This is a genomic window from Bartonella sp. DGB2 (assembly GCF_046843095.1).
Lineage (GTDB): Bacteria > Pseudomonadota > Alphaproteobacteria > Rhizobiales > Rhizobiaceae > Bartonella.
The window spans coordinates 249,572-274,588 of sequence record NZ_CP177329.1; the positions used below are offsets into that span (position 1 = coordinate 249,572).

The window sequence follows — 25,017 nt, forward strand, 5'->3', positions numbered from 1 at the left end:
AAAATTATTTGCACCTAGTATATAAGCGGCGGGCATGCCCTAGAGTGTCAAAATAAGATGTGTCGCGCAAGGGGCTTTGAAAAGGATAGGTATGAGATGAGAATCAAAATGCGCGGGCGTAATGTAAAAGTGCTCTATGGTCAGAAAGAGGCACTTCATGGTGTAGATCTTGATATTCCTGAGCATCAAGTCACGGCCTTGATCGGGCCTTCTGGGTGCGGAAAGTCGACTTTTTTGCGCTGTTTGAACCGTATGAATGATACAATTGATGGTGCGAGGGTGAGTGGCGACATTACCCTTGATGACGAGGATATTTATGATCCTTCGCTTGATGTGGTAGAATTGCGCGCTCGAGTAGGCATGGTGTTTCAAAAGCCCAATCCATTTCCTAAGTCTATTTTTGACAACGTGGCCTATGGCCCGCGTATTCATGGTTTGGCGAAAACAAAGGTTGAATTGCAGGATTTGGTAGAGCAAAGCCTTACGCGCGCGGGACTGTTTGAAGAGGTGAAGGATCGTTTGCACGAAGCGGGGACAGGCCTTTCAGGCGGGCAACAGCAGCGCTTATGCATTGCCCGTGCTATTGCTGTGAGCCCCGAAGTGATTTTGATGGATGAGCCTTGTTCAGCGCTTGATCCTATTGCTACAGCTAAGGTTGAAGAACTGATTGATGAATTGCGTAGCAATTATACGATCGTAATCGTGACCCATTCGATGCAACAAGCGGCGCGGGTGTCGCAATATACGGCGATGTTTCATTTAGGCGACTTAGTAGAAGTTGGGGAGACGGGTACGATGTTTACTTCACCTAAAGAGCAGCGGACACAGGACTATATTACAGGGCGTTTTGGTTGAGCGCGAGGAGGATTAGGTTATGTTAACAAATCATATTGTGCGTTCTTATGATGAAGAGCTTCAATCTTTAGAGGCGAAGGTCGCTGAAATGGGTGGTCATGCTGAGCGTATGATTGAAAATGCGATCGCGGCCATTGTTCATAATGACTTGGCTTTGGCTAATCAGGTAATTTTAGATGATGCATTTCTTGATGAGAGTGAGCGAGCTATAATGGATAAGGCGATTATTGTTATCGCCAAGCGCCAGCCAATGGCGGTGGATTTGCGTGAAGTAATTGGCGCTATTCGTATATCCGCTGATTTAGAACGGGTGGGGGATATGGGGAAAAATATTGCCAAACGTGTAGCGATTATCTCACAAGTTAGGCAGCCGGCTACATTTTATCGCGGGCTGGAATCGATTGCGCATTTGGCTTTGGGGCAATTGCGTGAAGTGTTGGATGCTTATGCAAGTCGCTCGCTTGAACGCATTGACGCTGTTCGTGAGCGTGATGGTGAAATTGATACTATGTATACATTGCTATTCCGTGAACTTTTGTCTTATATGATGGAAAATATATCGAATATAACCGCTTGCACACACTTACTTTTTTGCGCAAAAAATATTGAGCGTATTGGGGATCATGCAACGAATATTTCTGAAACTTTGCATTATATCATTACAGGGTCTTACTTGTCGGGTGAGCGGCCGCGCGATGATCATAGTTATCGTGTGGGAGTGGACGCGGCGAAGGAACGGTAGGGGTTATGGTGCGTAAGCCAATAATTACTGTGGTTGAAGATGAAGATGCGTTAGTTACCCTTTTGCGTTATAATTTGGAAGCAGAAGGATATTGTGTTCGTGTTATCACCGATGGCGAAGAAGCTGATGAAACATTGCGCACGGATGTTCCAGATCTTTTGCTTCTTGATTGGATGTTACCCAAGGTCTCTGGTATTGAATTATGTCGGCGTTTGCGAGCAAGAGAGATCACTGGAAAATTGCCGATTATTATGCTGACAGCGCGCTGTGAAGAGGATGAAAAAGTTCGTGCTCTGAATGTTGGGGCAGATGATTTTTTGGTTAAACCTTTTTCTATGCTGGAGCTTTTTGCTCGGATACGGGCATTGTTGCGGCGTGTAAAAAGCAATATATTTGCTCGACGTTTGGAAGAGGGTGATCTGGTTTTAGATCTTGAGAAATATAAAGCCTATCGAGGGGCTGCTGAATTGCAGTTGGGGCCTATTGAGTTTAAATTATTGGAGTTTTTTATGCGGGCGCCTAGCCGCGTATTCTCACGCACGCAATTATTGGATAATGTTTGGGGGCACGATAACTTTATTGATGATCGAACGGTGGATGTACATATCCGTCGTCTGCGTTTGGCAATTAATGATGATAAACGTGACCTTATTCGTACGGTGCGCGGGGTAGGGTATGCCTTTGGGAGATAGGCATTTTTTGCGCGCGTGGGTGAAATGTTTACGATTTTTTTACATATGCTATGCTTTTTAGGAGTTGGGGGCAATCCACATGATTTAAATATGGCAATTTAATGGGTAATTGTTTTGCATATTTTATCATATTGATCCGCACAAATGTATAATGTATGTTGAAGTGCGAATTGGAAAGAACGCGTTTGCACATTGTTTCAAACGTATAGTATTTAAATGTAGAGATAAGGCCCAGAAGCAGTGTTTAAACAGCAAAGAAATCGTAATGGAGTGGCTTTTGCGTTTCTTGTGATGTTGCTCACAATGGGTGGTTGCTCCCTTAAATCGAATTCGGGTTCACTTGGGGCGGGAGAGGTGCCGGCGATTAAGCATTATCCTTTGACAGAGCGGCAATGCTTAGCACGTGCAATGTATTTTGAATCTAACCGTTCAAGCCCAGAGGGCATGATTGCGGTAGGAACGGTTGTGATGAATCGGGTTCACTCTACGGCTTTTCCTTCAACTATCTGTGCGGTTGTAGGGCAAAAACGTCAATTTGCCCCAGGAGTTTTAACGCGTCCGATGCAGGAACCAAAATCTAAAGCCTTGGCTGAAGCTATGGCTGATAAGGTTTTATCGGGCGCGCGCGATCGTAAAAGCCGTAACGCGATGTTTTTCCATACGGCTGGTTATTCCTTCCCTTATAAAAACATGCATTATGTGAATATAGCGGGAGGGAATGCTTTTTATGAAAAGCGTAACGCAGCAGGGGCTTTAACAGTTCCCGTAAATGATCAATCTTATGATGTGGCTCTGGCCTTCGCACAAGAAGGAAAAGAGGCAGCGCAATTCCAAGATGCAATTATTGCTAATGACTCCAGTGCAGAGCGCAGATCTATGTCTATCGCTAATGTGCCAAAACCAACGAGCAAGCCGCGTTTGGTGGATAATCGCCTACTCGTACAAGAAGCGGCGCGGCCATCTTCAAATGTGGCGCGCGGGAGGGTAGAAACAGCGTCTTTATCTCTTGATAAAATTGGCCATTTGATCCAACAAACGGGTTGGATCAACTATTAAATATACCCTGATGTGTTTGCCGCTAAATTATAAGACACGGTTCATTATGGAAGTGTTTTAGGCCATTGTAACAATTAACATGGCGCAAGATTATAGAGATATCTAAAGGTTTTTAGCGCAGTTGAGGCGAGGGCTATGCCAGAACTCCCCGAAGTTGAGACAGTTTTGCGTGGGCTTGTGCCTTATGTGCATGAGGCGCATATTATACAGGTAACGCTTACACGACCTAATTTACGCTTCTCCTTTCCAAAGGATTTTCCAAAGGTATTGGTAGGACAGATGATTTTGGGGTTGGAGCGTCGTTCTAAATATTTACTGTTTCATTTGAATAATGGGTACAGTATGATTAGTCATTTAGGTATGTCGGGATCGTGGCGGCTTGTGATGTCAGAAGGCGCCTCCAAGGATGTATCTATGGAGCAATCAAAATCGCCCAAGCACGATCATGTGATGATTGCGCTACTCACAAAGACCCAACAAAGGATTCGGTTGGTATATAATGATCCGCGACGGTTTGGATTTCTTTTATTGGCAAAGACTGTTCAGTTGCCTATCCACCCTCTATTGAAAAAGCTTGGTCCTGAACCTTTTGGCGGTTTGACCTTTAGTGGAAAAAATAGTTTAACAGGAACCTATTTAACACGGGTCTTTGCTAGTAAAATGACACCTTTAAAGACGGTGCTTTTGGATCAATCGGTGGTGGCTGGGCTTGGTAATATTTATGTTTGTGAAGCTTTGTGGCGCGCGGCGCTTTGCCCTAAGCGCCCTGCTTCTAGCTTAAAGGGCTGGGCGGTGGAAAAGCTAGTGGCGCATATTTACTCGGTGATTGATGAGGCAATTATAGCGGGCGGTTCTTCTTTACGTGATCATCGGCAGGTAGATGGCCGTCTGGGTTATTTCCAGAATCAATTTTCTATCTATGGACGGGCGGGCGAGGCGTGTTTGCGTTGCGGGGGTATGGTTGAAGTGATGCGCCAAGCGGGCCGCAGCACATTTTACTGCCCTTCGTGTCAAAATTAATTTAGGATTGATGAGATTATCAGAAGTGATGCATGTAGTTAGCCGCTCTTTGACTAATTATTATGTCATTATCAGTATATAAATGATTCTAGCATTCAACCAAATAGGAGCGGTATGAGCAAAATACGTATACATCAGGGAGATCTTCCGGATCTTGCCCTTTATCAAAATGGTGCAGTCGCCATTGATACGGAAACCTTAGGCTTGAAACCGCATCGAGATCGGCTTTGTGTCGTGCAACTTTCTAATGGTGATGGGACTGCGGATTTGATCCAAATTGCTAAAGGTCAGAAAGAGGCTCCGCATTTACAAAGGCTTTTACAAGATAAAAAACTCACTAAGATTTTTCATTTTGGTCGTTTTGACTTGGCGATTTTAATGTGCCATTTTGGTGAGGTTGCGGGGCCAATTTTTTGTACAAAGATTGCCTCAAGGTTGGTACGTACTTATAGCGATCGTCATGGATTGAAAGAAATTTGTAGCGAGCTTTTGCAGGTGCAATTGTCAAAGCAACAGCAATCATCTGATTGGGGGGCTATGAAGCTAAGCCCAGCGCAACAAGAATATGCCGCCGCCGATGTGCTGTATCTGCATCGCCTAAAAGACGTGTTACAGGGGCGGCTTGAGCGTGAGGATCGATTAGATATCGCTCAAGCTTGTTTTGATTTTTTGCCGATACGAGCGCGCTTAGACCTTTTGGGCTGGGAAGAGGCGGATATTTTTGCACATAGTTGAAGAAGAGTCTGCAGTCATAAACACTAGAGGATGTAAGGGTAAGCCCCCTTTAGGCATTTGACGTTAAATATTAGCGTGCTTAGACAGCTTTGATATAGGATTGAAATGTTCATATGCGGGTCTTTTTCATGAAAAGGCACGGCCATATTAGGAACGGCAGAGCATTTAGTTGCATTAGAGGACGCTTTGGATTTGGCTGGAAGGCGTGTCGATGGCTATGGGGTAGGTGTTTTTGACAGGCGGTTGTGCCCATTGATAGAATGATAAGAATAAGTTAGAGGCGGCTTGGAGGTAGCTTTTGATTTAAATGATTTATTTTTTCTAGCGTTTAATGACGATGAAATAGCACAAAAGATATAGAATGTGGTATTTTTGATACAGACATTTGCCGGCTAAGTGTTTATGAGGAGGTATCCCTTAAATAATGGAGTCGAATAATGAAATTAAAAACTCTTCTTACTGTTTCCGCCCTTGCGATTGTTGCTTCACAGGCTCAAGCTGCTGACGTTCCATCTAAGGCCTTGGTTCCTAGTCACTCAGTTGCCCCCGCTTATGTAGTGGCTCCGAAATCTGCAGCTTTTTCTTTTGATGGTTTCTATTTGGGTATACAAGGCGGGCAAGGCTTTAGTGCTTTGACGCAGACCCCTTTGTTTGCTAAGGATGTGCCTGACGATAAAGGCAAGAATAAATTCCCAGCCGACACAAAAAAACCTGTTCAATTCTTAGGCGGTTTGTTTGCTGGTTATAATTTGAGCCTTGGTGACGGGCTTGTTTTTGGTGTTGAAGCAGATGCTAGCCAAGCCTTTAAAGCTGAAACATTCACTGCTCCCGCTGGCAAAAGTTTAACAGAATACGCAGAAGCTTTTGGGGAAAAAACTGTAGAAGAAGCGTTTGGTCTTAAGGATAAGGTTTCAGTTAATGTTGATGGTGATTACAAATATAGCCAAGACATTGCTGGAGCTGGCCGCGTTCGTTTGGGCGTAACTTTTGATCGCGTCATGCCTTACCTTGCTGGTGGCGTTGCTATTGCTCGCGTGACAGGAGAGCCTAATTTAGTGGCTAAAAAAGCCGATAAACCTGTTGGTACACCATTGAAAGCTAGCAATACGCAAAACTTCGTTGGCTATACTCTAGGCGGCGGTGTTGATTTTGCTCTCGTAGACAACGCTTTGCTGCGTGTTGAGTACCGTTACAATGACTTTGGCAAGAAAACCTTTGACTTTAAAGGGTTGAAAGATGAAGTTTCTTGGAAAGGCAGTGACATTCGCTTAGGTGTTGCTTATAAATTCTAATTTTACGAATTATTTTGGTAAAAATCCCCGCGGGAAACCGCGGGGATTTTTATATATAAAGCATTATTAATATAGCAAAGTATATTATATTGTATTTATCAAATATTGATAAAACATTTCTGTGTATGTATATTTATATCTCTTTCATTTTTTTGGCGTTCTATGTTTATGAAGAAATATATTAACTTAATATTTTTGTTTGTTTTTCCTATGACTCCTGTTTGGGGTATAGTTTTTGATAAGCACTTACGTGCGGCGCCTTCTTTTTTGGTGAAGAAGCCTTTTAACCCTTGGCACGGGCCTTACTTTGGCGGTGTATTAGATGGTGAAAGGGGAGCATCCTTAATGCGTTTTATTATGTTGGGACGCGGGGCGAAAAAGTATGGCTGGGCCTATTTACACTATGAAGATCACCCTTGTTTTTGGGGAGAGGGTACGGGATTGTATGTGGGGTATAACTTTCCCCTTGGGCAGAGTTTGATTTTTGGGATGGAAGCCGGGGGGCGTACTAAGCGATTGGTAGGGCGCGCTGTTAAGCGAGAAGATGCACAAAACGCTTTGCAAAATTTGTCGAGCGATATAGCTATAGATGACATCGATCCTTTATTAGTAGAGTCTTTGACAGGCGTAGGACGGGTTTTGGAAAGTCAGCTTTTTTTACATGAGAGCTGGGAGGCCGGCGTTCAGGCGCGTTTGGGATATGGTATGCGGCGTTTTTTGCCTTATGTGGCGGCGGGAATGGCTTATGCTAGAATTGAGGTGGGCGGTTTGTTTCATGTTTTATCTGATACCGGAGCTTCGATAGAGCTAGGAAATGCTGCGCATACACATGTGAATCAATGGAAGATAGGCTATGATGTGGCTGTGGGAGCAGATTATGCCTTATCTAACCATATAATTGCGCGTGGAGAGTATCGCTATAATGATTTTGGTGACCTGTATTTAACAATGCCCTACAGTACTTATCAAATTTCCTATAGGCGCCATGATTTTGCATTAGGCCTTTTTTATTTATTTTAGGAGGCGATTTGGTGATGATATGCCCTTATAAGAGGTAAGCTTTTAGCTGAGCACTACCCTTATTGCGTATGAGGGTGATTATGTATATTAAGGGTGGGGCGTATGCCCTTTAATCACCGTGTAGCATGGATGGACCTTTTTCATGAGTGAAAAGATGCCCGAAATTGATTATTCTAAAACTCTGTATTTGCCGAAAACAGCTTTTCCGATGCGGGCGGGGTTGCCGCAAAAAGAACCAGAATTATTAGAGCGCTGGAAGGCGATTGATCTTTATGGGAAATTGCGGCAAGCGGCGCATGATCGGCCGCTTTATGTGCTTCATGATGGCCCCCCTTATGCTAATGGCCATATTCATATTGGCCATGCTTTGAATAAGATTTTAAAGGATGCGGTGGTGCGGTCGTTTCAGATGCGTGGTTATAATGCCAATTACGTACCTGGTTGGGATTGTCATGGATTGCCGATTGAATGGAAGGTTGAGGAAAAATACCGCGCTCAGGGCAAAAGTAAAGATGAGGTGCCTATAAACGAATTTCGGGCTGAATGTCGCCGATTTGCTGCTCATTGGGTAGGTGTGCAAAGCGAAGAGTTTCAGCGTTTAGGTATTATGGGGAATTTTAAGACTCCCTATACAACGATGGATTTTCGTGCAGAAATGCGGATTGCGCAAGAATTGATGAAATTTGTTCATACCGATCAGCTCTATCGTGGTTCTAAGCCTGTGATGTGGTCGGTAGTGGAGCGTACAGCTTTAGCTGAAGCGGAAATTGAATATCATGAGCACGAATCAGACACGGTTTTTGTGAAGTTTCCGATCAAAAGTACCCCTGTACCTGAATTGGCTGGAGCCTTTGTGGTGATCTGGACCACGACACCTTGGACCCTTCCTGGTAACCGCGCCGTAGCTTATGGAGGCAATATTGCTTATGGGCTTTATGAAGTGATAGTGGCGGAAAATAATTTTGGCCCCCAGGTCGGTGAAAAATTGTTATTTGCCGATGCCTTGGTTGATGAATGCGCAAAAAAGGCAAAAATTCAATGCCAAAGACTTAGTACTGTACCAGTTGATTGTCTTGCACATTTGACGCTTGCCCACCCTTTGGTGGGTTTAGGTGGTGGCTATGATTTTGTGGTACCTATGCTGGAAGGTGCTCATGTGAGCGAAGAGTCGGGAACGGGTTTTGTCCATACGGCACCAAGCCATGGTCGTGAAGACTTTGAGTTGTGGACAAGCGCCCGCACTCAGCTTGAGGCTATGGGTATTGATAGCGCTATTCCTTTCCCCGTTGATGATGCGGGTTATTATACAAAAGATGTACCGTATTTTGGCCCCGATGCGCCAGAGGGAGCGGCACGGGTTTTAGATGATCAGGGTAAGGTGGGGAATGCCAATAAGCGCGTGATTGCCGCTTTGATTGCTCAGGATCATCTCTTTGCGCGGGGACGAGTTAAACATGCCTATCCTCATAGTTGGCGATCTAAAAAGCCGGTTATATTTCGCAATACGCCGCAATGGTTTGTACCTATGGATAAACCCTTGGCCGATGGGAGGAGTTTGCGTGAACGCGCTTTAGAGGCGGCCAAAAAGACTCGCTTTGTGCCTGCGAACGCCCAAAGGCGCTTGGTCAGTATGGTTAAGGATCGTCCTGATTGGGTTTTATCAAGACAGCGTGCTTGGGGAGTGCCGATTTGTATTTTTGTTTCCGAAACGGGTGAAGTGCTTAAGGATGAAGCGGTCGATCAGCGGATTCTAGATGCCTTTGCACGAGAAGGGGCAGATGCTTGGTTTCGTGAAGGAGCGCGTGAACGCTTTTTGGGCTCGCGCGCTCATGAGCCTTGGCAGCAGGTCATGGATATTTTAGATGTTTGGTTCGATTCGGGTGCAACTCACAGTTATGTATTGGAAGAGCGCGAAGGATTGCGTTGGCCTGCTGATCTCTATCTAGAGGGATCGGACCAACATCGGGGCTGGTTCCAATCTTCACTTCTTGAGGCCTGTGCTACTCGGGGAGAAGCTCCTTATCATACAGTGGTAACTAACGGTTTTACGTTGGATGAAAATGGCAAGAAAATGTCAAAATCGTTGGGAAATGTAGTGGCTCCACAAAAAGTGGTTGATAGCATGGGTGCGGATATTTTACGCCTTTGGGCGATGACGAGCGATTATTGGGAAGATCAAAGGGTAGGCAAGAATATTTTGCAGACTAATGTTGATGCCTATCGCAAACTTCGTAACGTTATCCGTTGGATGCTGGGAACATTAAGCCATGATCAGGGCAAAGATATTTGCTATGATGATTTGCCCGAATTAGAACAGTTAATGTTACACTGCCTTTATGAAGTTGGTACTGTGATAGAAAGTTCTTATGATCAATTTGATTTTAAAAAGATCACGCGCACACTTTTGGATTTTTCCATTGTTGAGCTTTCGGCTTTTTATTTTGATATCCGCAAAGATACTTTTTATTGTGAAGCGCCATCTTCTTTAAAACGCCATGCTGCCTTACAAGTGGTACGGGTACTTTTTGAGCATTTGGTGACTTGGTTGGCGCCTATATTACCCTTTACCTCCGAAGAGGCTTGGCTTGAGCGGCGCCCTGAGGCTCTTTCAGTGCATTTGGAACCGTTTCGCAATCCGCCAATTCTTTGGAAGAATGAGGCTCTTGCGCATAAGTGGCAGAAAATTCGCAAAGTTCGGCGTGTCGTTACGGGTGCTTTAGAACTCGCTCGAGCCCAAAAACATATTGGCTCTTCCTTAGAGGCTGCACCGTATGTTTTTATCGGTAATGCTGAATTGCTAGAGGCGCTAGAGGGTTGTGATATGGCAGAAGTCTGTATTACTAGCGCCCTAACTATTATTGCTGATATTGCGCCAGCTGATGCATTCGTTTTGGATGACGTAGCAGGAGTAGGAGTTTTATTTGCGCGCGCGCAAGGAAAAAAATGCGCCCGCTCTTGGCGCTATCGCGATGATGTGGGGTTGGATCCAGAATTTCCTGATGTATCTGCGCGTGATGCTTTTGCTTTACGTGAATTGCGTGCTTTACAGCAATTATCTCTTTAAGATCTGATTTTTGACGATTTTAGATCCGCGCCTACCTTACCATCGGGTAGCCGCGGGTGTGGTTATTAGCGCGTTTGTGTTTGTAGGGGCACTAGGTTAGCTTTGCTGAATTATGATTGATAGTATGTCTTTATTTCAGCGCGCAAAAATGGAGGCTATGCTGATTAACGTGCCCTTCATTTTTGAGATGTAGGTATAAATTTTAATATAAATTATCTTCTTTATAGAATACATCCCACTCATGCAACGGTGAGATAAATATCTCACTGTTGCATGCCCCAAAGCGGTCGATAACTATTTATAGATTAACTTTAATATTTTTGAAATACACATTATTGTGAGGTTTTTAAGGGCTGGCGGTTATTTTGATTTATGTATGTTTAGGCTGTAAATTGCAAGCGGGCTAAGCGGGCATAAGCCCCGTTTTTAGCGAGCAAGGTTTGGTGTTTACCTTCTTCTATGATTCGTCCTTTCTCCATGACAATGATTCTATCTGCTTTGAGAACTGTAGAGAGGCGATGGGCAATTATGATGGTGGTACGCGTTTGGATAAGGCTATCCAAAGCTTGTTGGACGGCATGTTCGCTTTCAGCATCAAGGGCGGAGGTGGCTTCGTCAAGCAATAAAAGCGGAGCGTTTCGAAAAATGGCGCGAGCAAGGGCGATACGCTGACGTTGGCCACCTGAGAGGGTGAGGCCACGTTCACCGATGTGGCTATCATAGCCGTCTTTGAGGGTTTTTATGAAGGTATTGGCTTTAGCGGTTTCAGCGGCTGCTTCTAGAGCGGCGGGCGTAGGGTTTGTTTGGGCAAAGGCTATGTTCTCGCGTAAGGTTCCTGAAAAAATAGTAATATCTTGCGGTACATAGGCTATTTGAGAGCGCAAAGTCTGTGGGTTGAGGGTTTTTATGTCGATTTCGTCGAATAAAATGCGACCCGTATCGGGATCATAAAAGCGTAAAATCAGAGAGAATAGAGTACTTTTTCCTGCGCCAGAAGCCCCTACAAAAGCAATTGTCTCGCCTGGTTGTATGGTGAGGGAGAAATCATGGAGGACGGGGGTATCAGGGCGGCTAGGATAGCAAAACGTGACATGTTCAAATTTAAGAGCGCCAAGTGGTGATTCGGGTACTTTGTGTGGGTAGGCAGGAGCGTTGATTGAAGGCATTTCATGTAAAAGCTCGGCGAGACGCTCCCCAGCACCAGCGGCTTGAGCTAATTCGGCTCCTACTTCGGAAAGTTGAGTGAAGGCGCTGGCAGCAAAAATAGCATATAGAATAAACTGCCCTAAGTTGCCTGGTGAGAGGCGGCTAGTTTGTACCTCATAAGCGCCAACCCATATGCAGCCGATAATGCTAGTGAGAACTAAAAAAATCGCTAGGCTAGAAAGAAAGGCGCGAGCGAAGAGTGATTTTTGAACTGCTTTCAAAGCGTTATCGATATGTGCAGAGAAACGATTTATAATAAAGGCTTCTCCGTTGAAAGCTTGGATTAAGCGAAGAGAAATTATATGTTCATTTGCTAAAGCATGAGCCTTTGCTAAACAGGCTTGAGCGATCCGTGCGCGTGCTCGTACTTTGCGCCCTAAAACTAAAAGGGGGATAAGGATAAAGGGCAGGGAAAGCAAGACAAGGGCTGCAAGCTTTGGGCTGGTAATGATCATCATTAAAAGAGCACCAATAACCATTAAACCATTGCGTAAAGCGATGGAGGCAGTGGAACCGACAGCGGCTTTGATTTGAGCCGTGTCGTTGGTAAGATGCGCGATAATTTCACCTGAGTGGTTTTGGTCAAAGAAGGACGGAGAGAGGGTACTGATATGGCGAAAGACAGTAATCTTTAGTGCTGCTATGATCTGCTCACTTAGCCGCATAACCGTGTAATAGCGTCCTGATGATGCTAAGGCTAGGAGAAAACCGAGGCCAAATAGGTTTAAAAAATAGGGGGTAATGGGTTTGTTTGCGCCAGGGCTAAAACCGTGATCAAGCATTTGCCGAATGGAGATTGGCAGCAATAGGGTGGTGATTGTAGCAGCGAGAAGGGAAAGGAGAGCAAGGCCGGCCAATGTTTTATGTTGCCAGATATAGGGCCATAAGAGGGTGAGGGGGCGTAAGGAAGGCTTTTTGAAAGATGAGGAGGGGTGCAGTTTTTCTATTTGTATTAGTGTAGCTTTTTGTGAATGATTTTTTTTTGTCCCACCCGCGTGGCCCATGACATTCCTCTCTTGTACTCTTATTTAGCCTGTTGTATAGCACTAGCTAGTTATATGCAAATTTTATTGATTTGCCTTCGCTTGATTGCAGCTCAATCTACAGAGATAATAGGAAACGTGCTATGAAAGCCAATATTCACCCTGACTACCACATGATAAAGGTTGTCATGACGGATGGTACCGAATATTTCACCCGCTCTACTTGGGGCAAAGAGGGGGACACTATGAATCTTGATATTGACCCAACGACACACCCCGCTTGGACTGGTGGTTCACAAACACTCGTTGATCGCGGAGGCCGTGTTTCTAAATTTAAAAACCGCTTTGGCAATCTTGGTATTTAAAAATCTTTGATTATGCCTTTGCGATAAGGTTTTAAAATATTTTAAGCCCCCGGTCTTTTAGGCGTTAACGGGGGCTTTGTTGTGATTAATCGTGCAAGGATTTATCAAGCCTTTGTGGCAATGGGGCGCTTTTAATGGGGAGTCAAGCGGAAAGCTTTGCTAAGACTTCATCGCTAACTTCAAAATTGGCATAGACGTTTTGCACGTCATCATCTTCTTCTAAGACACTGATAAGGCGCAAAACTGATTGGGCTTTATCTTCATCCACGGGGGTGCTTGTAGTGGGTTTCCATACGGCTTTGATTGATTCTGCCTCGCCTAAACTAGCTTCTAGAGCTTTTGAAACCTCGCCTATATTTTCAAAAGCACAAAGGATAATGTGCCCTTCTTCACTGGATTGGACATCATCGGCGCCTGCTTCAATAGCAGCCTCCATGAGCGCATCGGCATCACCCGTTTCTGGTTTATAGATGATTTCACCAATCCGTTGAAACATAAAGCCCACAGAGCCGGTTTCGCCTAAAGCACCTCCTGCTTTGGTAAAAGCGGCACGCACATTAGATGCGGTGCGGTTACGGTTATCAGTCAGAGCTTCAACGATTACTGCGATACCACCGGGGCCATAGCCTTCATAGCGGACTTCATCATAATTTTCTCCTTCACCACCAGCAGCCTTTTTGATAGCTCGTTCGATATTATCTTTGGGCATGGATTGGGCCTTGGCATTTTGCACTGCAAGACGCAAGCGGGGATTCATGGTGGGGTCTGGCGTGCCTAATTTGGCAGCAACGGTGATTTCCCGTGCGAGCTTTGAAAAAATTTTAGAGCGCATTGCATCTTGGCGCCCTTTACGGTGCATGATGTTCTTAAACTGTGAATGGCCTGCCATGGCGTACCTTTTAGATCTGCCCTGTAGCAAACGGTAGCAAAGAAGCCAATACTTCCGTATGACAGCGCACGAAAAGCTGACAGGGCACGTTGAAACCGAGTAAAATGCGCAGATTTTACCAAATAAGCCATTATAGGGAAATTTATTGTAAAGGTAAAGCTACCAAAAATCTGGTAACTCGGTTTTTAGGCGTGCGCCTATCCGAACAGGCGATACTTTATGGGCGAGGCCTGTTTTGTTACAAATCTCCACTGCAAGGCCACAAAGGGTGGCCGGTCCTTGAGCCACCTCAAAGCGACCGCGCGGGATTTTTGTGAGAAAGCGGTTGAGTGGTTCTTCTTTATTCATGCCCAGTGAGGAATCATAATCACCACACATGCCCGCATCGGTCATATAGGCGGTGCCGTAGTTTAAGATTTGAGCGTCGGCCGTGGGGATATGGGTATGGGTGCCGACTACGACACTAACGCGTCCATCAAGGAAGTGGCCAAAACACTGTTTTTCACTCGTCGCTTCGGCGTGAAAATCTATAATGATTGCATCGGCTTGCTCCTGTAGAGGGCAAGCAGCTATGATATGAGCTGCGGCTTCAAAGGGGTCATTTAAATCAGGGTGCATAAAGATACGCCCTAGAATGCAGGCTATCAAAACGCGTGCGCCGCTTTTGGTGATAAAAAGTCCAGACCCGTTGCCTGGCGTGCCGGCGGGATAATTGGCTGGTCTTAAGAGGCGTTCGCTATGAGGTGCGAAATGGAGGGTCTCCTTTTGGTCAAATACGTGATTTCCAGTGGTAACCACGTCGACCCCGTGCTCTAAGAGCTCTTCGTAAATGGCTTGCGTAATGCCAAAACCACCAGCGGCGTTTTCACCATTAACGACCACGAAATCAAGGTTCCATTTTTTGATTAAATTAGGGAGGCGTTCAAGCACAATTTGCCGCCCGCTTTTACCAACAATATCACCCAAAAATAAAAATCTCATAAGCGCGGCCGTATTTCACTTGTTTCGGTTAAAATGATGTCTAAAGGCTTATCATGCTTTTCTGCTATAATCAAAGGTACTTCCTGGCAAGAAAAGGCAAGCCCGTAGCAGATGGGCTGCAGTCCTCGTTTTATCAAATCGTCAAGTGCACGGTCATAATAGCCGTTGCCATAGCCAAGTCGCGTGCCAAAGTGGTCAAAGGCTAGGAGTGGTAAGAGGATAACATCAGGAGTCAGTATCTTAGCATCAAGCGCTGGGCCTTTTATCCCAAAGGCCATGAGGCGTAAAGATTGCTCGTCCTCAAAGGCGCGAAAGCTCATGCTATGGGGGTCGGTGATGGTAGGTAAAGCTAGCTGTACACCGCATTTCCTTAGGATACTCAGGAGGGGGCGCGGATCAATTTCATCGCGAATAGGCCAATAGCCTGCTATTATTTTTGGTTTATCCGCCATTATTATATTGATGAAGCGACATAAAGCTTTTGCAGCGCTATGGCGTGCATAGGAAGATAGGCGAGCGCGGCGTTGTAGAGCTTCTTTTCGTAAAGTTTTTTTATCCACGTTTTAATCTTATTCTTGCTGTACGCCTTTATAGGCGTTTGCTTACTCATGCAAATGGATGTCAATGAAGGAGCTAAGGCTCTGTACTTTAACAGGTTTGTTTTTGTTAGCTAGTTGTCTTTTAAGGCCTTATAGCTATGGCAAGCTGGGTGCGAACCGCAACAATCGATGGAAAATTTGATCCCAGGAACCTACATAGTAGGTGGGCGCCATATAGAAAGACCCACGAGTCCTTCCAGGGACAGCTCCCTTAGAGATCAATAAGGCCCTGGGGATTCAGCTCCTGTCGGAAAGTGCAGAACGCATCCTTAGTATAAGCGTTTTTTCTTTCAAAGCCAAGATTTATGATAAAATTATGCGTATGGAGGCCGCTTAGCCTGGCTGGATTTATTTGAGGCATATATGTTCGATTTCATTTTAACAAAGGCGACCATGCCGGATCAGACGCGTCATGGGGCGTAGGAACCAAGTGCTCATTGCGACCAGTAAGGTCGATTGTATAAAGTTTAGGACCCATGCCAGGGTTTTGCCGGAAAAACATGATGACGCGGCCGTTGGGAGCCCATGTAGGGCCTTCATTATGGAAGCCGCTTGTCAAAAGCCGTTCTCCTTCGCCATCAGGGCGCATGACTCCGATGGAAAATTGCCCTTCTGCCTGTTTAGTAAAGGCGATATAGTCGCCGCGAGGTGACCAAACAGGAGTTGAATAAGTACCAATTCCCTTTGAGATACGGCGGACTTCGCTTCCATCAGCATTCATGATATAGAGCTGAGAATTGCCTGCGCGATCGGATTGAAAAACGATTTTTTGTCCGTCAGGCGAATAGGAGGCCGATGTATCGATGGCTGCTGTTTGGGTCAGGCGGGCGGTGACGTGTGAGAAGATGTCCATTGTATAGAGATTGGCGCTCCCATTGTCGCTCAATAGGCTCATAATTACTTTTTGTCCATCGGGCGAAAAGCGCGGTGCGATAGTCATATTGGGGAACGCACCTACTAACGCGCGTTCACCTGTTTCAATTTTTTGCAGATAAATATGGGCGATATGGCTGGGGGGGTATGCCATATAGGTGATTTCTTGTCGTATGGGTGAGAAACGCGGGGTTAAAATGAGTTCGCTACCATTCGAAAGATAGCGAAGATTAGCACCATCTTGATCCATGATGGCAAGCCGTTTGATTCGCGCGGTGCGGGGGCCAGTTTCATCAATAAAGACAATACGGCTATCGAAATAGCCTTTCTCCCCTGTCAGGCGGCTATATATGGTATCAGCAATGATATGGCTTATACGCCGCCAGCTTTCAGGTGTAGTGTAAAACTGCCGACCTTCTAATTGTTTGCCACTAAACACATCCCATAGGCGAAAGGTGACATGTAAACGTCCATCGGGTTCAATTTGGGCGCGCCCCGTGACAAGGCTTTGCGCGCCGATTTGTTGCCATTCGGTAAAGCGCGGAGCGCTGTCTGGGTTTGTGATGCGTTCAAGAAAGCTGGCTTGGTCTAGAGGGTTGAAGAGCCCAGATCGTTCTAGATCGGCACGTATCACAGTAGAGATCTGTGCACCAATACCATCGGAAGAGAGGTAATCAGTAATTGCGATGGGAATTGGGTTAAAATCGGCATTGTTGATAGTGCCTTTTAGCTGTGCAAAGGCGGAGGTATTATTGACCCCTAAAGCTATGGATATAGCTATGATGAGGGTGAAAATTGGTTTAATTTTCCGTACGGTCATTCTTTGCAATCTTTCATTTAACACCTTTATGGCGATAGATCTTTTAGCGGGTCAATATTAAAATCAAAGCCCTGCCGCCATAAATAATAATATTCTTTGGGTAGGTCAGTATAAGGCTGACAAGCATAGACGGCGGCATAAACCTGCGCAATCATAATATCTAGAAGGACACTATCACCGCGAACAGGAGTGACATGAGGTTCGCCTTCGAGAAGCCCCGCTTCGTTTAAGTGGAACTGTAAATTTACCACGGGTGGGTTTTGTAAATTACCACCAATGGCTACTAACTTTAGCTTTTTTTGGATGCATCTTCCTACACTGTTGACAAGGCTCTGAGCAATTTTTTTTTCGTTGTTTAAGCTTTTGTTGGCGCCAAGGCTCGCTTTGGCTTGGCTACGTGCTGCTCCGCCACCTTGAGTACGATTACGGTTAATGAGGGGGGGGGGGATGTCTGTTAGAATTTCATCAACTGTTTTTTCGCCTTTTTGAGAGGGAGCTACAGGTGCAGGCTGGGGTGGCTTTGGTTTGTTGTGTGGGAGGGGGATGTTTGTGAGCTCAGGTGAGTTAGGATTTGAGTCTGGCTTTTGTGCTATGGCCGGGGCGTTAGATATAGCGGGTTCAACGGAAGGGAAGGTTTGCGTGTCCTTTACCGTATTTGTTTTAATCTCTTTCGCTAGAGCAGCAGCCTCAATAGGCTTTTCCGGTTTAAGAGGGGGCGCCGGCGGCGGGGTTTGTCGTGGTTTTATGGACGGAACGTCATCCTCATTTATAGGGTTGCCGCTTTTTTGGGGGGCGCTATCAATAGGGCGCGGTTTTTCCTTGGCCTGTAAGGGAAGTTTTGTATCTTTTGTTTCTTCGCCTATTTGTATGGCATCAGGCTTTTGTGGGATGCTTTTGGTAGGTTTTTGAGCGGGTGGCCGGTGGGTTTCTATTGCTTTACTTTCGCCCTTTTCGAGTTGCGTTTTATCATCGGCAACTTTGAGTGATATGGCGACGGCTTCAATTAAGTCGCTTTCAAATGGAGCAGGTGTTTTGAGCTGCCATAAGCCCCAAGTGAGTATGGCTCCATGGGCAAGAAGCGAGATAGTCAGACCAACGCGCATGAATTATGCTTTCTGAGGGTTTAGGCTTGCAAGCGCGACATTCTGGAAGCCTGCTTTTTGGATTAGAGCTAGAAGGGCTAAGACGCGCTCATACTCAATGTCTTTTGCGGCGCGCAGAAAAAGTCGGGTTTGAGCAAGTTCTGGTTTTGCCATTAAAAGAGCGGTTAGTTTTTGAACTACGGCTTCGGGCGTGGGGTAATAATCTTGATTGATGGCAAGCTTGCCCTTATCATCTAGCGAAATGGTGAGGGGTGTTTTTTCTGCCTGAACGGGGCCAGCCTGGGTTTTGGGCAATTCAAGCGGCACGCCATTAATAAGAAGTGGCGCTGAGACCATAAAAATGATCAATAATACCAGCATGACATCGACAAAGGGAGTCACATTGATCTCACTCATTAAATGTTGGGACGACCGGCGCCGCTTTTTATTCCTTTTCATAAATGTCATAGCCATGGGGAGCTCCACTCAGCGGGGGGAAAGTTTTTCATCAATTTGTCGCGATAAAATGGCTGAAAACTCGTCAGCAAATCCTTCCATAGTACTACTTATTTTGCTAGCATCAGTGGTCAATTTATTATAGGCGATTACCGCGGGTATGGCAGCTAAAAGGCCGATTGCAGTAGCAAGAAGTGCTTCGGCGATGCCAGGTGCAACGACAGCAAGCGAGGTATTTTTAGAGGCGGCAATGGACTGGAATGAGGTCATAATCCCTACGACTGTCCCAAAGAGCCCAATAAAAGGAGCGGCAGAACCAATGGTGGCAAGAAAGCCGAGCCGCGTTTCTAAACGCTCAACCTCTCGGCTTATAGCTGCATCCATGGCTTTATCAATGCGGTTTTGTAAACTAATTGGTACACAGGCGCCTTTTTCGAAAGATTTCTTCCATTCATTCATGGCTGCTGTGAAGATGGCTTCAGATCCCAGCAAGTGTTTTTTGTGTAGTTGATGGTGCAATTGCTCTAAGGATTGGCTAGACCAAAACATTTTCTCAAAGGTTTTTAGAGCTTTTCGGGCGCGCTTATAGGCAAGAATTTTATCAATAATGATAGCCCAACTCCAAACGGATGCTAGCAAAAGTCCGACCATGATAATTTTGACAACAATATTGGCTTGCCAAAACAAGCTCCATAAGCTCATAGATTCAGGGGTTGTTAGCGCAATAGTTGGCATAGTATATATCCTTGAGTTTTACATCAGGAAGTGATTTATGAGGACATGGTTTGTCAATCACTTTGATGATAGGATTCTTAGACAAAGTCTAAGGAGAGGCGTCTTTTATCTGATAAATCACACCTCTTTATAAAATCATAGGATTAATGATTAGTAAGCGCTGGGTTTTGGAATGCAAGTTTTGCCACTAGCGCTGTAGGTAGGCGTTGGGGGGCTCCTGCTTGGTTGATCAATGCTGCTTCGACATCGGCTTCTACCAAAACTGTATTTTGGCACGTGATGTGTTGTGTCATAAACACGCGCGCTCCACTGATTTTGCGTAATTGTGTTTTAATGGTTAAAATATCATCAATATGCCCAGGCTTTTTGAAGTCCAGCCCTAAGCGACGGACTACCCAAAATGCTGTTTCGCCTAATACGCCACAACTGAGCGTTTGGTGATGGAGGCCTAAGAGGCGTAAAAAATCAGAACGACCACGTTCAAGAAATTCTAAGTAGCGGGCGTGGTAGATAACGCCTGTGAAATCTGTATCGGCAAAATAAACGCGAGCAGAGAGATAATGGGCACCATCTCTTAAGACTCCTTCTAGAGGCGTGTGGGATTTCATTTTTGTTCACTTTTTTCGGGGGCTGATACGTCGAAAAGGTCGTGTTCTGTAGTATTTGGGGGGGTGAGCCCCATATGTTGCCATGCTTTAGGACGCATAAGTCGACCGCGAGGGGTTCGTTGAATAAAGCCTTGTTGTATCAGGTAAGGTTCAATAATATCTTCAATTGCATCGCGGGGTTCTGATAAACCGGCGGCAATGGTATCTATGCCTACGGGGCCGCCGCTAAAATGTTCAGCAATTAGAGTTAAATAGCGTCGATCAAGCTGGTCGAGACCTAAACTATCTACTTCTAAGCGGCCTAAGGCGGCGTCGGCTAAGGTCTGATCTACTATCTTATCGGGAGCAAGGGCTGCAAAATCGCGCACGCGGCGCAAAAGGCGGCCAGCGATACGTGGTGTGCCACGGGCGCGGCGTGCTATTTCCCGCGCACCCTTTTTGGTAATGGGCAGTTGAAAAAGTTTCGCTCCACGTGTGACGATGTATTCTAGTTCATCCACTGTATAAAAATCTAACCGAATGGGGATGCCGAAACGATCGCGCAGGGGGGTCGTTAGTAATCCAAGGCGGGTTGTAGCAGCTACAAGGGTAAATTTTGCGAGATCAATCTTAACAGAACGAGCAGCTGGGCCTTCACCAATGATAAGGTCAAGTTGAAAATCTTCCATGGCAGGGTAAAGGATTTCCTCAACCATGGGGCTTAGGCGGTGGATCTCATCAATAAAGAGCACGTCACGATCTTCGAGATTTGTAAGAAGCGCTGCTAGGTCACCAGCTTTAGCGATGACAGGCCCAGAGGTTGAACGGAAATTCACCCCTAATTCTTTGGCCATGATTTGTGCAAGCGTTGTTTTTCCTAAGCCAGGGGGACCTACAAACAATACATGATCCAAGGCCTCTTGGCGCTGTTTGGCGGCTTCGATAAAGATTTTTAGATTGGCGCGCGCGGCTTCTTGCCCTACAAATTCATCCAAGCATTGGGGGCGCAAGGCATGATCTGTGTCGCTTATTTGCGCTTGTTTAGAAAGAAGGCGGTTTTGGTCATTCATAAATTGTATCACAGGTCAGGTTTTTGGACTATCGGCAAGGAAGAATGATCTTCCTCTATACGCTATCTTCATTGCGTTGCCTAGCCTTTGCACTGAGTTAGAAAAGCATTTGGGCGTTGTTGGAGGTTAGCGCGCGAGCTCTTGTAGGCTTAAGCGGATAATTTTAGCAGCATCGGCGCTTTGGCCAGCTTCAATTAAGGCTTTTTGAACAGCGCTAGCTGCTAATTCCCGTGGATAGCCTAAATTACTAAGGGCAGAGAGAGCATCTAGGGCTGCATCGGCGTGCAAATCTTCGAGATTGATAGAAGGAGAAGATGGGGTGGCGAGGGCGGAAGGCGCTTTATTTTTGAGTTCGGTTACTATACGCTCGGCCACTCTTTTACCTACTCCTTGAGCACGGCAAAGGCTTGTTACGTCACGTAAAGCGATGGCTTGGGATAATTGTAGTGGTAGGAAGGTATTTAAAATTGCTAAAGCCGATTTGGCTCCGACCCCTTGGACTGTTTGGAGCAATAAAAACCACTCTTTTTCTTGGAGGCTACTAAAGCCGTAGAGACGCAAACTATCTTCTCGCATATAGGTTTCGATATAAAGGCTTATTCTTGCACCTTGAGTAGGAAGTGTGCTCAAAAGCCGCGGCGTTGTATAAACCACGTAGCCGACGCCGTTTACCTCTAAGATAAGGTGATCCTCATATTTTTCGTCAAAAATACCAGATAATTTTCCAATCATGCTAATGCCTTTATATGCGGAGTCAGATAGTTAGGAATCAGCTCCTAATGCTTGGTCTATGGTGGCTGTGGCAGATGGCGATAGCTAAAGCATCGGCGGCATCATTAGTATCAAATTGGGCTCGCGGCAATAAAATTTTCACCATCATATGGATTTGCGCCTTTTCCCCGTGTCCCACGCCGATTACTGATTTTTTGATTTGGTTGGGGGCATATTCATAAACAGGCATCTGGTGTTGGGCTGGAGCCAAAAGGGCGATGGCGCGCGCCTGCCCTAATTTAAGCGTGGCAACGGCATCTTTATTAACAAATATTTGTTCGACCGCTGCCTCTTGTGGCTGGTAGCGCCCAAGGATCGTGGTGAGCCCTTGATGTAATTGGTGAAGGCGTTCTGCTAGCGGAGTTTTACTATCGGATTTTATGGTTCCTGCAGCGATAAAATGAAGGCGGTTTCCTTGGCTTTCAATGATCCCCCAGCCGGTGTGGCGTAGGCCGGGATCAATGCCGATGAGCCGAATCACTTGCACTTATCCTTTAGGGCGCGCGCAAAACACGTGTTGTAGACGTTGCCATTGGCTGACGAGCGGGTGTTCGTGCTCTCCACTGCGCTTTTTCTCAATAAGCGCTACGCGTTCTTCTAAAGCGCGTGTTGCCTCAACTAAAGCATGAAATTTTGTGGGTAAAGCAGGCCAATGGGGCGAATCACAATGGAAAGCGGGGGTTTGTAAGCGAATTTTTTCCCGTTCTTTGCTAATTTGGCTAGGCTTCATTTCCTGTTCTTTGGCAGCCCGTTCTAGTATAAACCAAGCGGCAAGTTGCATAAGGCGCGCGCTTAGATACATAGTTTCGCGGGCGTAAAGGTTTGCAACGGGGGCAGCAAGCATAAGGGAAGCATCCTTACCCGCCCCGTCGACATAGGCGGCAGTTTCTTCAATGAGATGCATGGCTTGTTGATAGAGGCGGTTAAAAGCTTTATCAAACAGGCTTTCTTTGATAACCACTTTATGTTCATTGCTTTTTCGTTTTTGCGGCATCACGCCACCTCCACTAGTTCCCTATTCACATCCAACTTACGGGCGAGATGCTTCACAGATGCCTTGTGTGAGCACCTTTAGCAAGGGGAGCTTTTATTTAAGGGTTAATATAGAGCAAATATCCACAGGGGGAAAGCCTTATTCTAGGGATCTAGATTTGTGCGGGGTGGTTCTTTGTGAAGCGCTGGTGAGGCGCAGATGCATGTTTTTTCCGACTGGCTTCAAGCATGCCTATCCATTCAATACCAAAAGCAAGGAGGACTTGTAGGCCAATGCAGATAATGATGAAGACTCCATCTTCAATGCTGTTGAATCCTATAATTTTTTTGAGGATCTGGCCCAATTGTGATAAAATTGTGCCAAAGGCAAAGACGGGGAGACTATGGCGGCCTAGGGTGGCAAGCATGCTTTGGGGTGAGAGGGCAAAAAGCTGATTGAGTGGCTTAATTATTGCTACGCAATAGCTAAGCGCTAGGATATGCAGAAGGCGGGGCAGGCCGAGAAAAGTTTTGTTAAAAGTGGTTAGGTGGCCTAATGGTTCAAAATGCAGATTTATGCTCCACCAATTTAGTCGCACCCAGAGGAGAGAAACAAGTAAATAGCCAAGAGCCGCAAAAAGCAAAGCGGGGTGATAAGGAAGCCTTTGCTCCTTTTGCTGTTGTAAAGACGCGATAAGGCCTATAACGAATAAAAACTGCCATGATAATGGGTTGAGAAACCATACGCCTGCAACGGGGTAGGTAGGTGGTGCTAGATAAAATATAGCAGATAAAATATAAGTAGCCAAAGAGGCTATAAATAAAAAGCTAGGACTTTTTTGGTAAAGCCCTAAAAATAAGGGTGAGGCGGCCATTAAGACCATATAAAGGGGTAGAATATTATTATAGCCCAATTGGTGACCAAGTGTAATGAACCCTAATAGCGCCGCTGCTGGGTTTTGAATGATCGGTTCGATATTATTGACGCTTAATAAGGAGGGTCTATGGCAGAGGAGTCCAAAGGCAAGGAACAGCCCAAGGCTAATAAGACCGGTTAAGATATGGGCGTTATAAAGCTGGAGGGCGCGTTTGATGAGTTTATAGCTAGTGTGCAAGCGTTTGCTGGCTTGAAAGTGATGCCCATAAGCGAGCCCTACAGCCATACCAGAGAGCAAAACAAAGATTTCTGTGCAATCAGAAAAGCCAAAATGTTTGTGAGTAATCCATTCATAAATGGTACCAGGGATGTGGTTAATGAAGATGCTTAATAATGCAATTGCGCGAACGACATCAATCCGGCTATCGCGTTTGGCAATGGAGGAGAAGGCAGGTAAGCCCATGGCATAATCCTATTGTCGTCCCATACCTTAAAAAGCGTTTATTTGTTTAGAGCTAATATGGGGCAGGAGATAGTCAAAAGCTATAACTCTGTTATCAATTTGTCTTTCCGATTGAAATATGGATGAGAAGGATTAGTATAGCGGCGGTATTGTGCATTTTTATTATGTGGCGCGCTCTCTGGTGGTTGTGATGATAAATTATCTTCCTCGTTTTGTTTTAACTTTAAATGTATGTCGATCTGTATCCGTGGATCAATTGGTGGATTTTTGTGGAAAGGCCGATTTTGCTAGCGTTATTCTTTACGAGAGCAATCAAGATATGGCTCTTTTACAAAGGGCAGCTGCCCCCTTTGTGCTTCCTTTGCAAAATATGGGGGTGGCTGTTTTTATCGCTGACCACAGCCAAGTTGCAGGTCGATTGCAGGTGGATGGGATTCATTGGGAAAGAAGCCAAGATCTATTACCTGTCGCTGATGCCGGCGTTTTGATGCAAGGGGTGGGGGATTTACGTGAGCGGCATCAAGCAATGGAAGTGGGCGAACGAGGTGCTGATTATTTGCTATTCGGCAAATTGGGTTATGACCAAAAACCAGCGCCCCATCCTCGTAATTTGGCGCTTGGGCGTTGGTGGTCGGAAATGATGGAAATCCCTGCTATCATCCAATTGGGAAGCGATTTAGCTTTTTTACCAGAAGTGGTGTCTACGGGATGTGAATTTATTGCGATAGAGGAAGCGCTTTTTGGTGCCGATGACATTGTTGCGGCTTTGGACAGTTTAGCAGAAGTTAAAACAGAAGCCGCCCCCCTATAAG

At 45.6% G+C, this 25,017-nt stretch carries 25 protein-coding genes and 1 other RNA gene; 11 read left to right on the forward strand and 15 right to left on the reverse strand.

Annotation, left to right across the window (positions count from 1 at the left end):
- Positions 1-96: 96 nt before the first annotated feature.
- From pstB to ileS, 9 genes are all read left to right on the forward strand, one after another.
- Complete coding sequence (pstB, locus tag ACK28X_RS10525) at positions 97-855, forward strand: phosphate ABC transporter ATP-binding protein PstB (RefSeq protein ID WP_412058909.1); 759 nt, start codon at positions 97-99, stop codon at positions 853-855.
- 19 nt (positions 856-874) lie between these two features.
- Complete coding sequence (phoU, locus tag ACK28X_RS10530) at positions 875-1,597, forward strand: phosphate signaling complex protein PhoU (RefSeq protein WP_412058910.1); 723 nt, start codon at positions 875-877, stop codon at positions 1,595-1,597.
- 5 nt (positions 1,598-1,602) lie between these two features.
- Positions 1,603-2,289 carry a response regulator gene (locus ACK28X_RS10535; RefSeq protein WP_412058911.1) on the forward strand — a complete coding sequence of 229 codons (687 nt, stop codon included), beginning with the start codon at positions 1,603-1,605 and terminating at the stop codon, positions 2,287-2,289.
- 291 nt (positions 2,290-2,580) lie between these two features.
- The gene (locus tag ACK28X_RS10540) at positions 2,581-3,345 is read left to right on the forward strand and encodes a cell wall hydrolase (RefSeq protein WP_412058912.1); all 765 of its coding nucleotides are present in this window, start codon (positions 2,581-2,583) and stop codon (positions 3,343-3,345) included.
- Positions 3,346-3,480: 135 nt separating this feature from the next.
- Positions 3,481-4,365 carry a bifunctional DNA-formamidopyrimidine glycosylase/DNA-(apurinic or apyrimidinic site) lyase gene (gene mutM / locus ACK28X_RS10545; protein WP_412058913.1) on the forward strand — a complete coding sequence of 295 codons (885 nt, stop codon included), beginning with the start codon at positions 3,481-3,483 and terminating at the stop codon, positions 4,363-4,365.
- 114 nt (positions 4,366-4,479) lie between these two features.
- The gene (locus tag ACK28X_RS10550) at positions 4,480-5,100 is read left to right on the forward strand and encodes a ribonuclease D (RefSeq protein WP_412058914.1); all 621 of its coding nucleotides are present in this window, start codon (positions 4,480-4,482) and stop codon (positions 5,098-5,100) included.
- Positions 5,101-5,537: 437 nt separating this feature from the next.
- Positions 5,538-6,392 (forward strand): outer membrane protein, encoded by an 855-nt coding sequence (locus tag ACK28X_RS10555; RefSeq protein ID WP_412058915.1) that lies wholly within the window; start codon positions 5,538-5,540, stop codon positions 6,390-6,392.
- Positions 6,393-6,737: 345 nt separating this feature from the next.
- Complete coding sequence (locus tag ACK28X_RS10560) at positions 6,738-7,412, forward strand: outer membrane protein (RefSeq protein WP_412058916.1); 675 nt, start codon at positions 6,738-6,740, stop codon at positions 7,410-7,412.
- A 142-nt stretch (positions 7,413-7,554) separates the two neighbouring features.
- The gene (ileS, locus tag ACK28X_RS10565) at positions 7,555-10,476 is read left to right on the forward strand and encodes an isoleucine--tRNA ligase (RefSeq protein WP_412058917.1); all 2,922 of its coding nucleotides are present in this window, start codon (positions 7,555-7,557) and stop codon (positions 10,474-10,476) included.
- 380 nt (positions 10,477-10,856) lie between these two features.
- On the opposite strand, the gene ACK28X_RS10570 is transcribed toward ileS, so the two are convergent.
- Positions 10,857-12,686 (reverse strand): ABC transporter transmembrane domain-containing protein, encoded by a 1,830-nt coding sequence (locus tag ACK28X_RS10570; RefSeq protein ID WP_412058918.1) that lies wholly within the window; start codon positions 12,684-12,686, stop codon positions 10,857-10,859.
- Positions 12,687-12,808: 122 nt separating this feature from the next.
- Here ACK28X_RS10570 and rpmE point away from each other — a divergent pair, with 122 nt between their 5' ends.
- Complete coding sequence (gene rpmE / locus ACK28X_RS10575) at positions 12,809-13,030, forward strand: 50S ribosomal protein L31 (protein WP_412058919.1); 222 nt, start codon at positions 12,809-12,811, stop codon at positions 13,028-13,030.
- Between the two features lie 142 nt (positions 13,031-13,172).
- Here the strand turns inward: rpmE and ACK28X_RS10580 are convergent, their stop codons facing one another.
- The 14 genes from ACK28X_RS10580 to ACK28X_RS10645 all read right to left on the reverse strand — a co-directional run bounded on the left by ACK28X_RS10580 (position 13,173) and on the right by ACK28X_RS10645 (position 24,205).
- Complete coding sequence (locus ACK28X_RS10580; RefSeq protein ID WP_412058920.1) at positions 13,173-13,919, reverse strand: YebC/PmpR family DNA-binding transcriptional regulator; 747 nt, start codon at positions 13,917-13,919, stop codon at positions 13,173-13,175.
- 159 nt (positions 13,920-14,078) lie between these two features.
- Positions 14,079-14,900 (reverse strand): TIGR00282 family metallophosphoesterase, encoded by an 822-nt coding sequence (locus ACK28X_RS10585; RefSeq protein ID WP_412058921.1) that lies wholly within the window; start codon positions 14,898-14,900, stop codon positions 14,079-14,081.
- Positions 14,897-15,460: a 5-formyltetrahydrofolate cyclo-ligase gene (locus ACK28X_RS10590; protein ID WP_412058922.1), complete on the reverse strand. Its 564-nt coding sequence runs from the start codon at positions 15,458-15,460 to the stop codon at positions 14,897-14,899. Before ACK28X_RS10590 ends, ACK28X_RS10585 begins: the two co-directional genes overlap by 4 nt.
- A 149-nt stretch (positions 15,461-15,609) precedes the next feature.
- Positions 15,610-15,765: non-coding RNA, 6S RNA (gene ssrS / locus ACK28X_RS10595), on the reverse strand.
- Positions 15,766-15,872: 107 nt separating this feature from the next.
- Entirely contained in the window at positions 15,873-17,192 is a 1,320-nt protein-coding gene (gene tolB, locus ACK28X_RS10600) for a Tol-Pal system beta propeller repeat protein TolB (RefSeq protein ID WP_412058923.1), read from the reverse strand.
- A 26-nt stretch (positions 17,193-17,218) separates the two neighbouring features.
- A complete protein-coding gene (locus ACK28X_RS10605; protein WP_412058924.1) occupies positions 17,219-18,295 on the reverse strand; it encodes a cell envelope biogenesis protein TolA in 1,077 nt (358 codons plus the stop codon).
- 3 nt (positions 18,296-18,298) lie between these two features.
- Entirely contained in the window at positions 18,299-18,748 is a 450-nt protein-coding gene (locus ACK28X_RS10610; protein WP_412058925.1) for an ExbD/TolR family protein, read from the reverse strand.
- Between the two features lie 12 nt (positions 18,749-18,760).
- On the reverse strand, positions 18,761-19,465 hold the full coding sequence (gene tolQ / locus ACK28X_RS10615; protein WP_412058926.1) for a protein TolQ: 705 nt from the start codon (positions 19,463-19,465) through the stop codon (positions 18,761-18,763).
- Positions 19,466-19,608: 143 nt separating this feature from the next.
- Complete coding sequence (locus tag ACK28X_RS10620; RefSeq protein WP_412058927.1) at positions 19,609-20,073, reverse strand: YbgC/FadM family acyl-CoA thioesterase; 465 nt, start codon at positions 20,071-20,073, stop codon at positions 19,609-19,611.
- Positions 20,070-21,122: a Holliday junction branch migration DNA helicase RuvB gene (ruvB, locus tag ACK28X_RS10625; protein WP_412058928.1), complete on the reverse strand. Its 1,053-nt coding sequence runs from the start codon at positions 21,120-21,122 to the stop codon at positions 20,070-20,072. The genes ACK28X_RS10620 and ruvB overlap by 4 nt, the downstream gene beginning before the upstream one ends.
- Positions 21,123-21,248: 126 nt before the next feature.
- Positions 21,249-21,854, reverse strand: coding sequence for a Holliday junction branch migration protein RuvA (gene ruvA / locus ACK28X_RS10630; RefSeq protein WP_412058929.1), 606 nt, complete (start codon positions 21,852-21,854; stop codon positions 21,249-21,251).
- Between the two features lie 37 nt (positions 21,855-21,891).
- The gene (gene ruvC / locus ACK28X_RS10635; RefSeq protein ID WP_412058930.1) at positions 21,892-22,380 is read right to left on the reverse strand and encodes a crossover junction endodeoxyribonuclease RuvC; all 489 of its coding nucleotides are present in this window, start codon (positions 22,378-22,380) and stop codon (positions 21,892-21,894) included.
- A complete protein-coding gene (locus ACK28X_RS10640) occupies positions 22,381-22,887 on the reverse strand; it encodes a DUF1465 family protein (protein ID WP_412058931.1) in 507 nt (168 codons plus the stop codon).
- Between the two features lie 151 nt (positions 22,888-23,038).
- Complete coding sequence (locus ACK28X_RS10645; protein WP_412058932.1) at positions 23,039-24,205, reverse strand: OpgC family protein; 1,167 nt, start codon at positions 24,203-24,205, stop codon at positions 23,039-23,041.
- A 190-nt stretch (positions 24,206-24,395) separates the two neighbouring features.
- On the opposite strand from ACK28X_RS10645, the gene ACK28X_RS10650 reads away from it, so the two are divergent.
- A complete protein-coding gene (locus ACK28X_RS10650; protein ID WP_412058933.1) occupies positions 24,396-25,016 on the forward strand; it encodes a thiamine phosphate synthase in 621 nt (206 codons plus the stop codon).
- Position 25,017: the final 1 nt, after the last annotated feature.

Coding starts and splice junctions, on each gene's coding strand:
- pstB (WP_412058909.1), top strand. CDS start 97: ATGAGAATCAAAATGCGCGGGCGTAATGTAAAAGTGCTCTATGGTCAG.
- phoU (WP_412058910.1), top strand. CDS start 875: ATGTTAACAAATCATATTGTGCGTTCTTATGATGAAGAGCTTCAATCT.
- ACK28X_RS10535 (WP_412058911.1), top strand. CDS start 1,603: ATGGTGCGTAAGCCAATAATTACTGTGGTTGAAGATGAAGATGCGTTA.
- ACK28X_RS10540 (WP_412058912.1), top strand. CDS start 2,581: ATGTTGCTCACAATGGGTGGTTGCTCCCTTAAATCGAATTCGGGTTCA.
- mutM (WP_412058913.1), top strand. CDS start 3,481: ATGCCAGAACTCCCCGAAGTTGAGACAGTTTTGCGTGGGCTTGTGCCT.
- ACK28X_RS10550 (WP_412058914.1), top strand. CDS start 4,480: ATGAGCAAAATACGTATACATCAGGGAGATCTTCCGGATCTTGCCCTT.
- ACK28X_RS10555 (WP_412058915.1), top strand. CDS start 5,538: ATGAAATTAAAAACTCTTCTTACTGTTTCCGCCCTTGCGATTGTTGCT.
- ACK28X_RS10560 (WP_412058916.1), top strand. CDS start 6,738: ATGCGTTTTATTATGTTGGGACGCGGGGCGAAAAAGTATGGCTGGGCC.
- ileS (WP_412058917.1), top strand. CDS start 7,555: ATGAGTGAAAAGATGCCCGAAATTGATTATTCTAAAACTCTGTATTTG.
- ACK28X_RS10570 (WP_412058918.1), bottom strand. CDS start 12,686: ATGGGCCACGCGGGTGGGACAAAAAAAAATCATTCACAAAAAGCTACA.
- rpmE (WP_412058919.1), top strand. CDS start 12,809: ATGAAAGCCAATATTCACCCTGACTACCACATGATAAAGGTTGTCATG.
- ACK28X_RS10580 (WP_412058920.1), bottom strand. CDS start 13,919: ATGGCAGGCCATTCACAGTTTAAGAACATCATGCACCGTAAAGGGCGC.
- ACK28X_RS10585 (WP_412058921.1), bottom strand. CDS start 14,900: ATGAGATTTTTATTTTTGGGTGATATTGTTGGTAAAAGCGGGCGGCAA.
- tolB (WP_412058923.1), bottom strand. CDS start 17,192: ATGACCGTACGGAAAATTAAACCAATTTTCACCCTCATCATAGCTATA.
- ACK28X_RS10605 (WP_412058924.1), bottom strand. CDS start 18,295: ATGCGCGTTGGTCTGACTATCTCGCTTCTTGCCCATGGAGCCATACTC.
- ACK28X_RS10610 (WP_412058925.1), bottom strand. CDS start 18,748: ATGGCTATGACATTTATGAAAAGGAATAAAAAGCGGCGCCGGTCGTCC.
- tolQ (WP_412058926.1), bottom strand. CDS start 19,465: ATGCCAACTATTGCGCTAACAACCCCTGAATCTATGAGCTTATGGAGC.
- ACK28X_RS10620 (WP_412058927.1), bottom strand. CDS start 20,073: ATGAAATCCCACACGCCTCTAGAAGGAGTCTTAAGAGATGGTGCCCAT.
- ruvB (WP_412058928.1), bottom strand. CDS start 21,122: ATGAATGACCAAAACCGCCTTCTTTCTAAACAAGCGCAAATAAGCGAC.
- ruvA (WP_412058929.1), bottom strand. CDS start 21,854: ATGATTGGAAAATTATCTGGTATTTTTGACGAAAAATATGAGGATCAC.
- ACK28X_RS10640 (WP_412058931.1), bottom strand. CDS start 22,887: ATGCCGCAAAAACGAAAAAGCAATGAACATAAAGTGGTTATCAAAGAA.
- ACK28X_RS10645 (WP_412058932.1), bottom strand. CDS start 24,205: ATGGGCTTACCTGCCTTCTCCTCCATTGCCAAACGCGATAGCCGGATT.
- ACK28X_RS10650 (WP_412058933.1), top strand. CDS start 24,396: ATGATAAATTATCTTCCTCGTTTTGTTTTAACTTTAAATGTATGTCGA.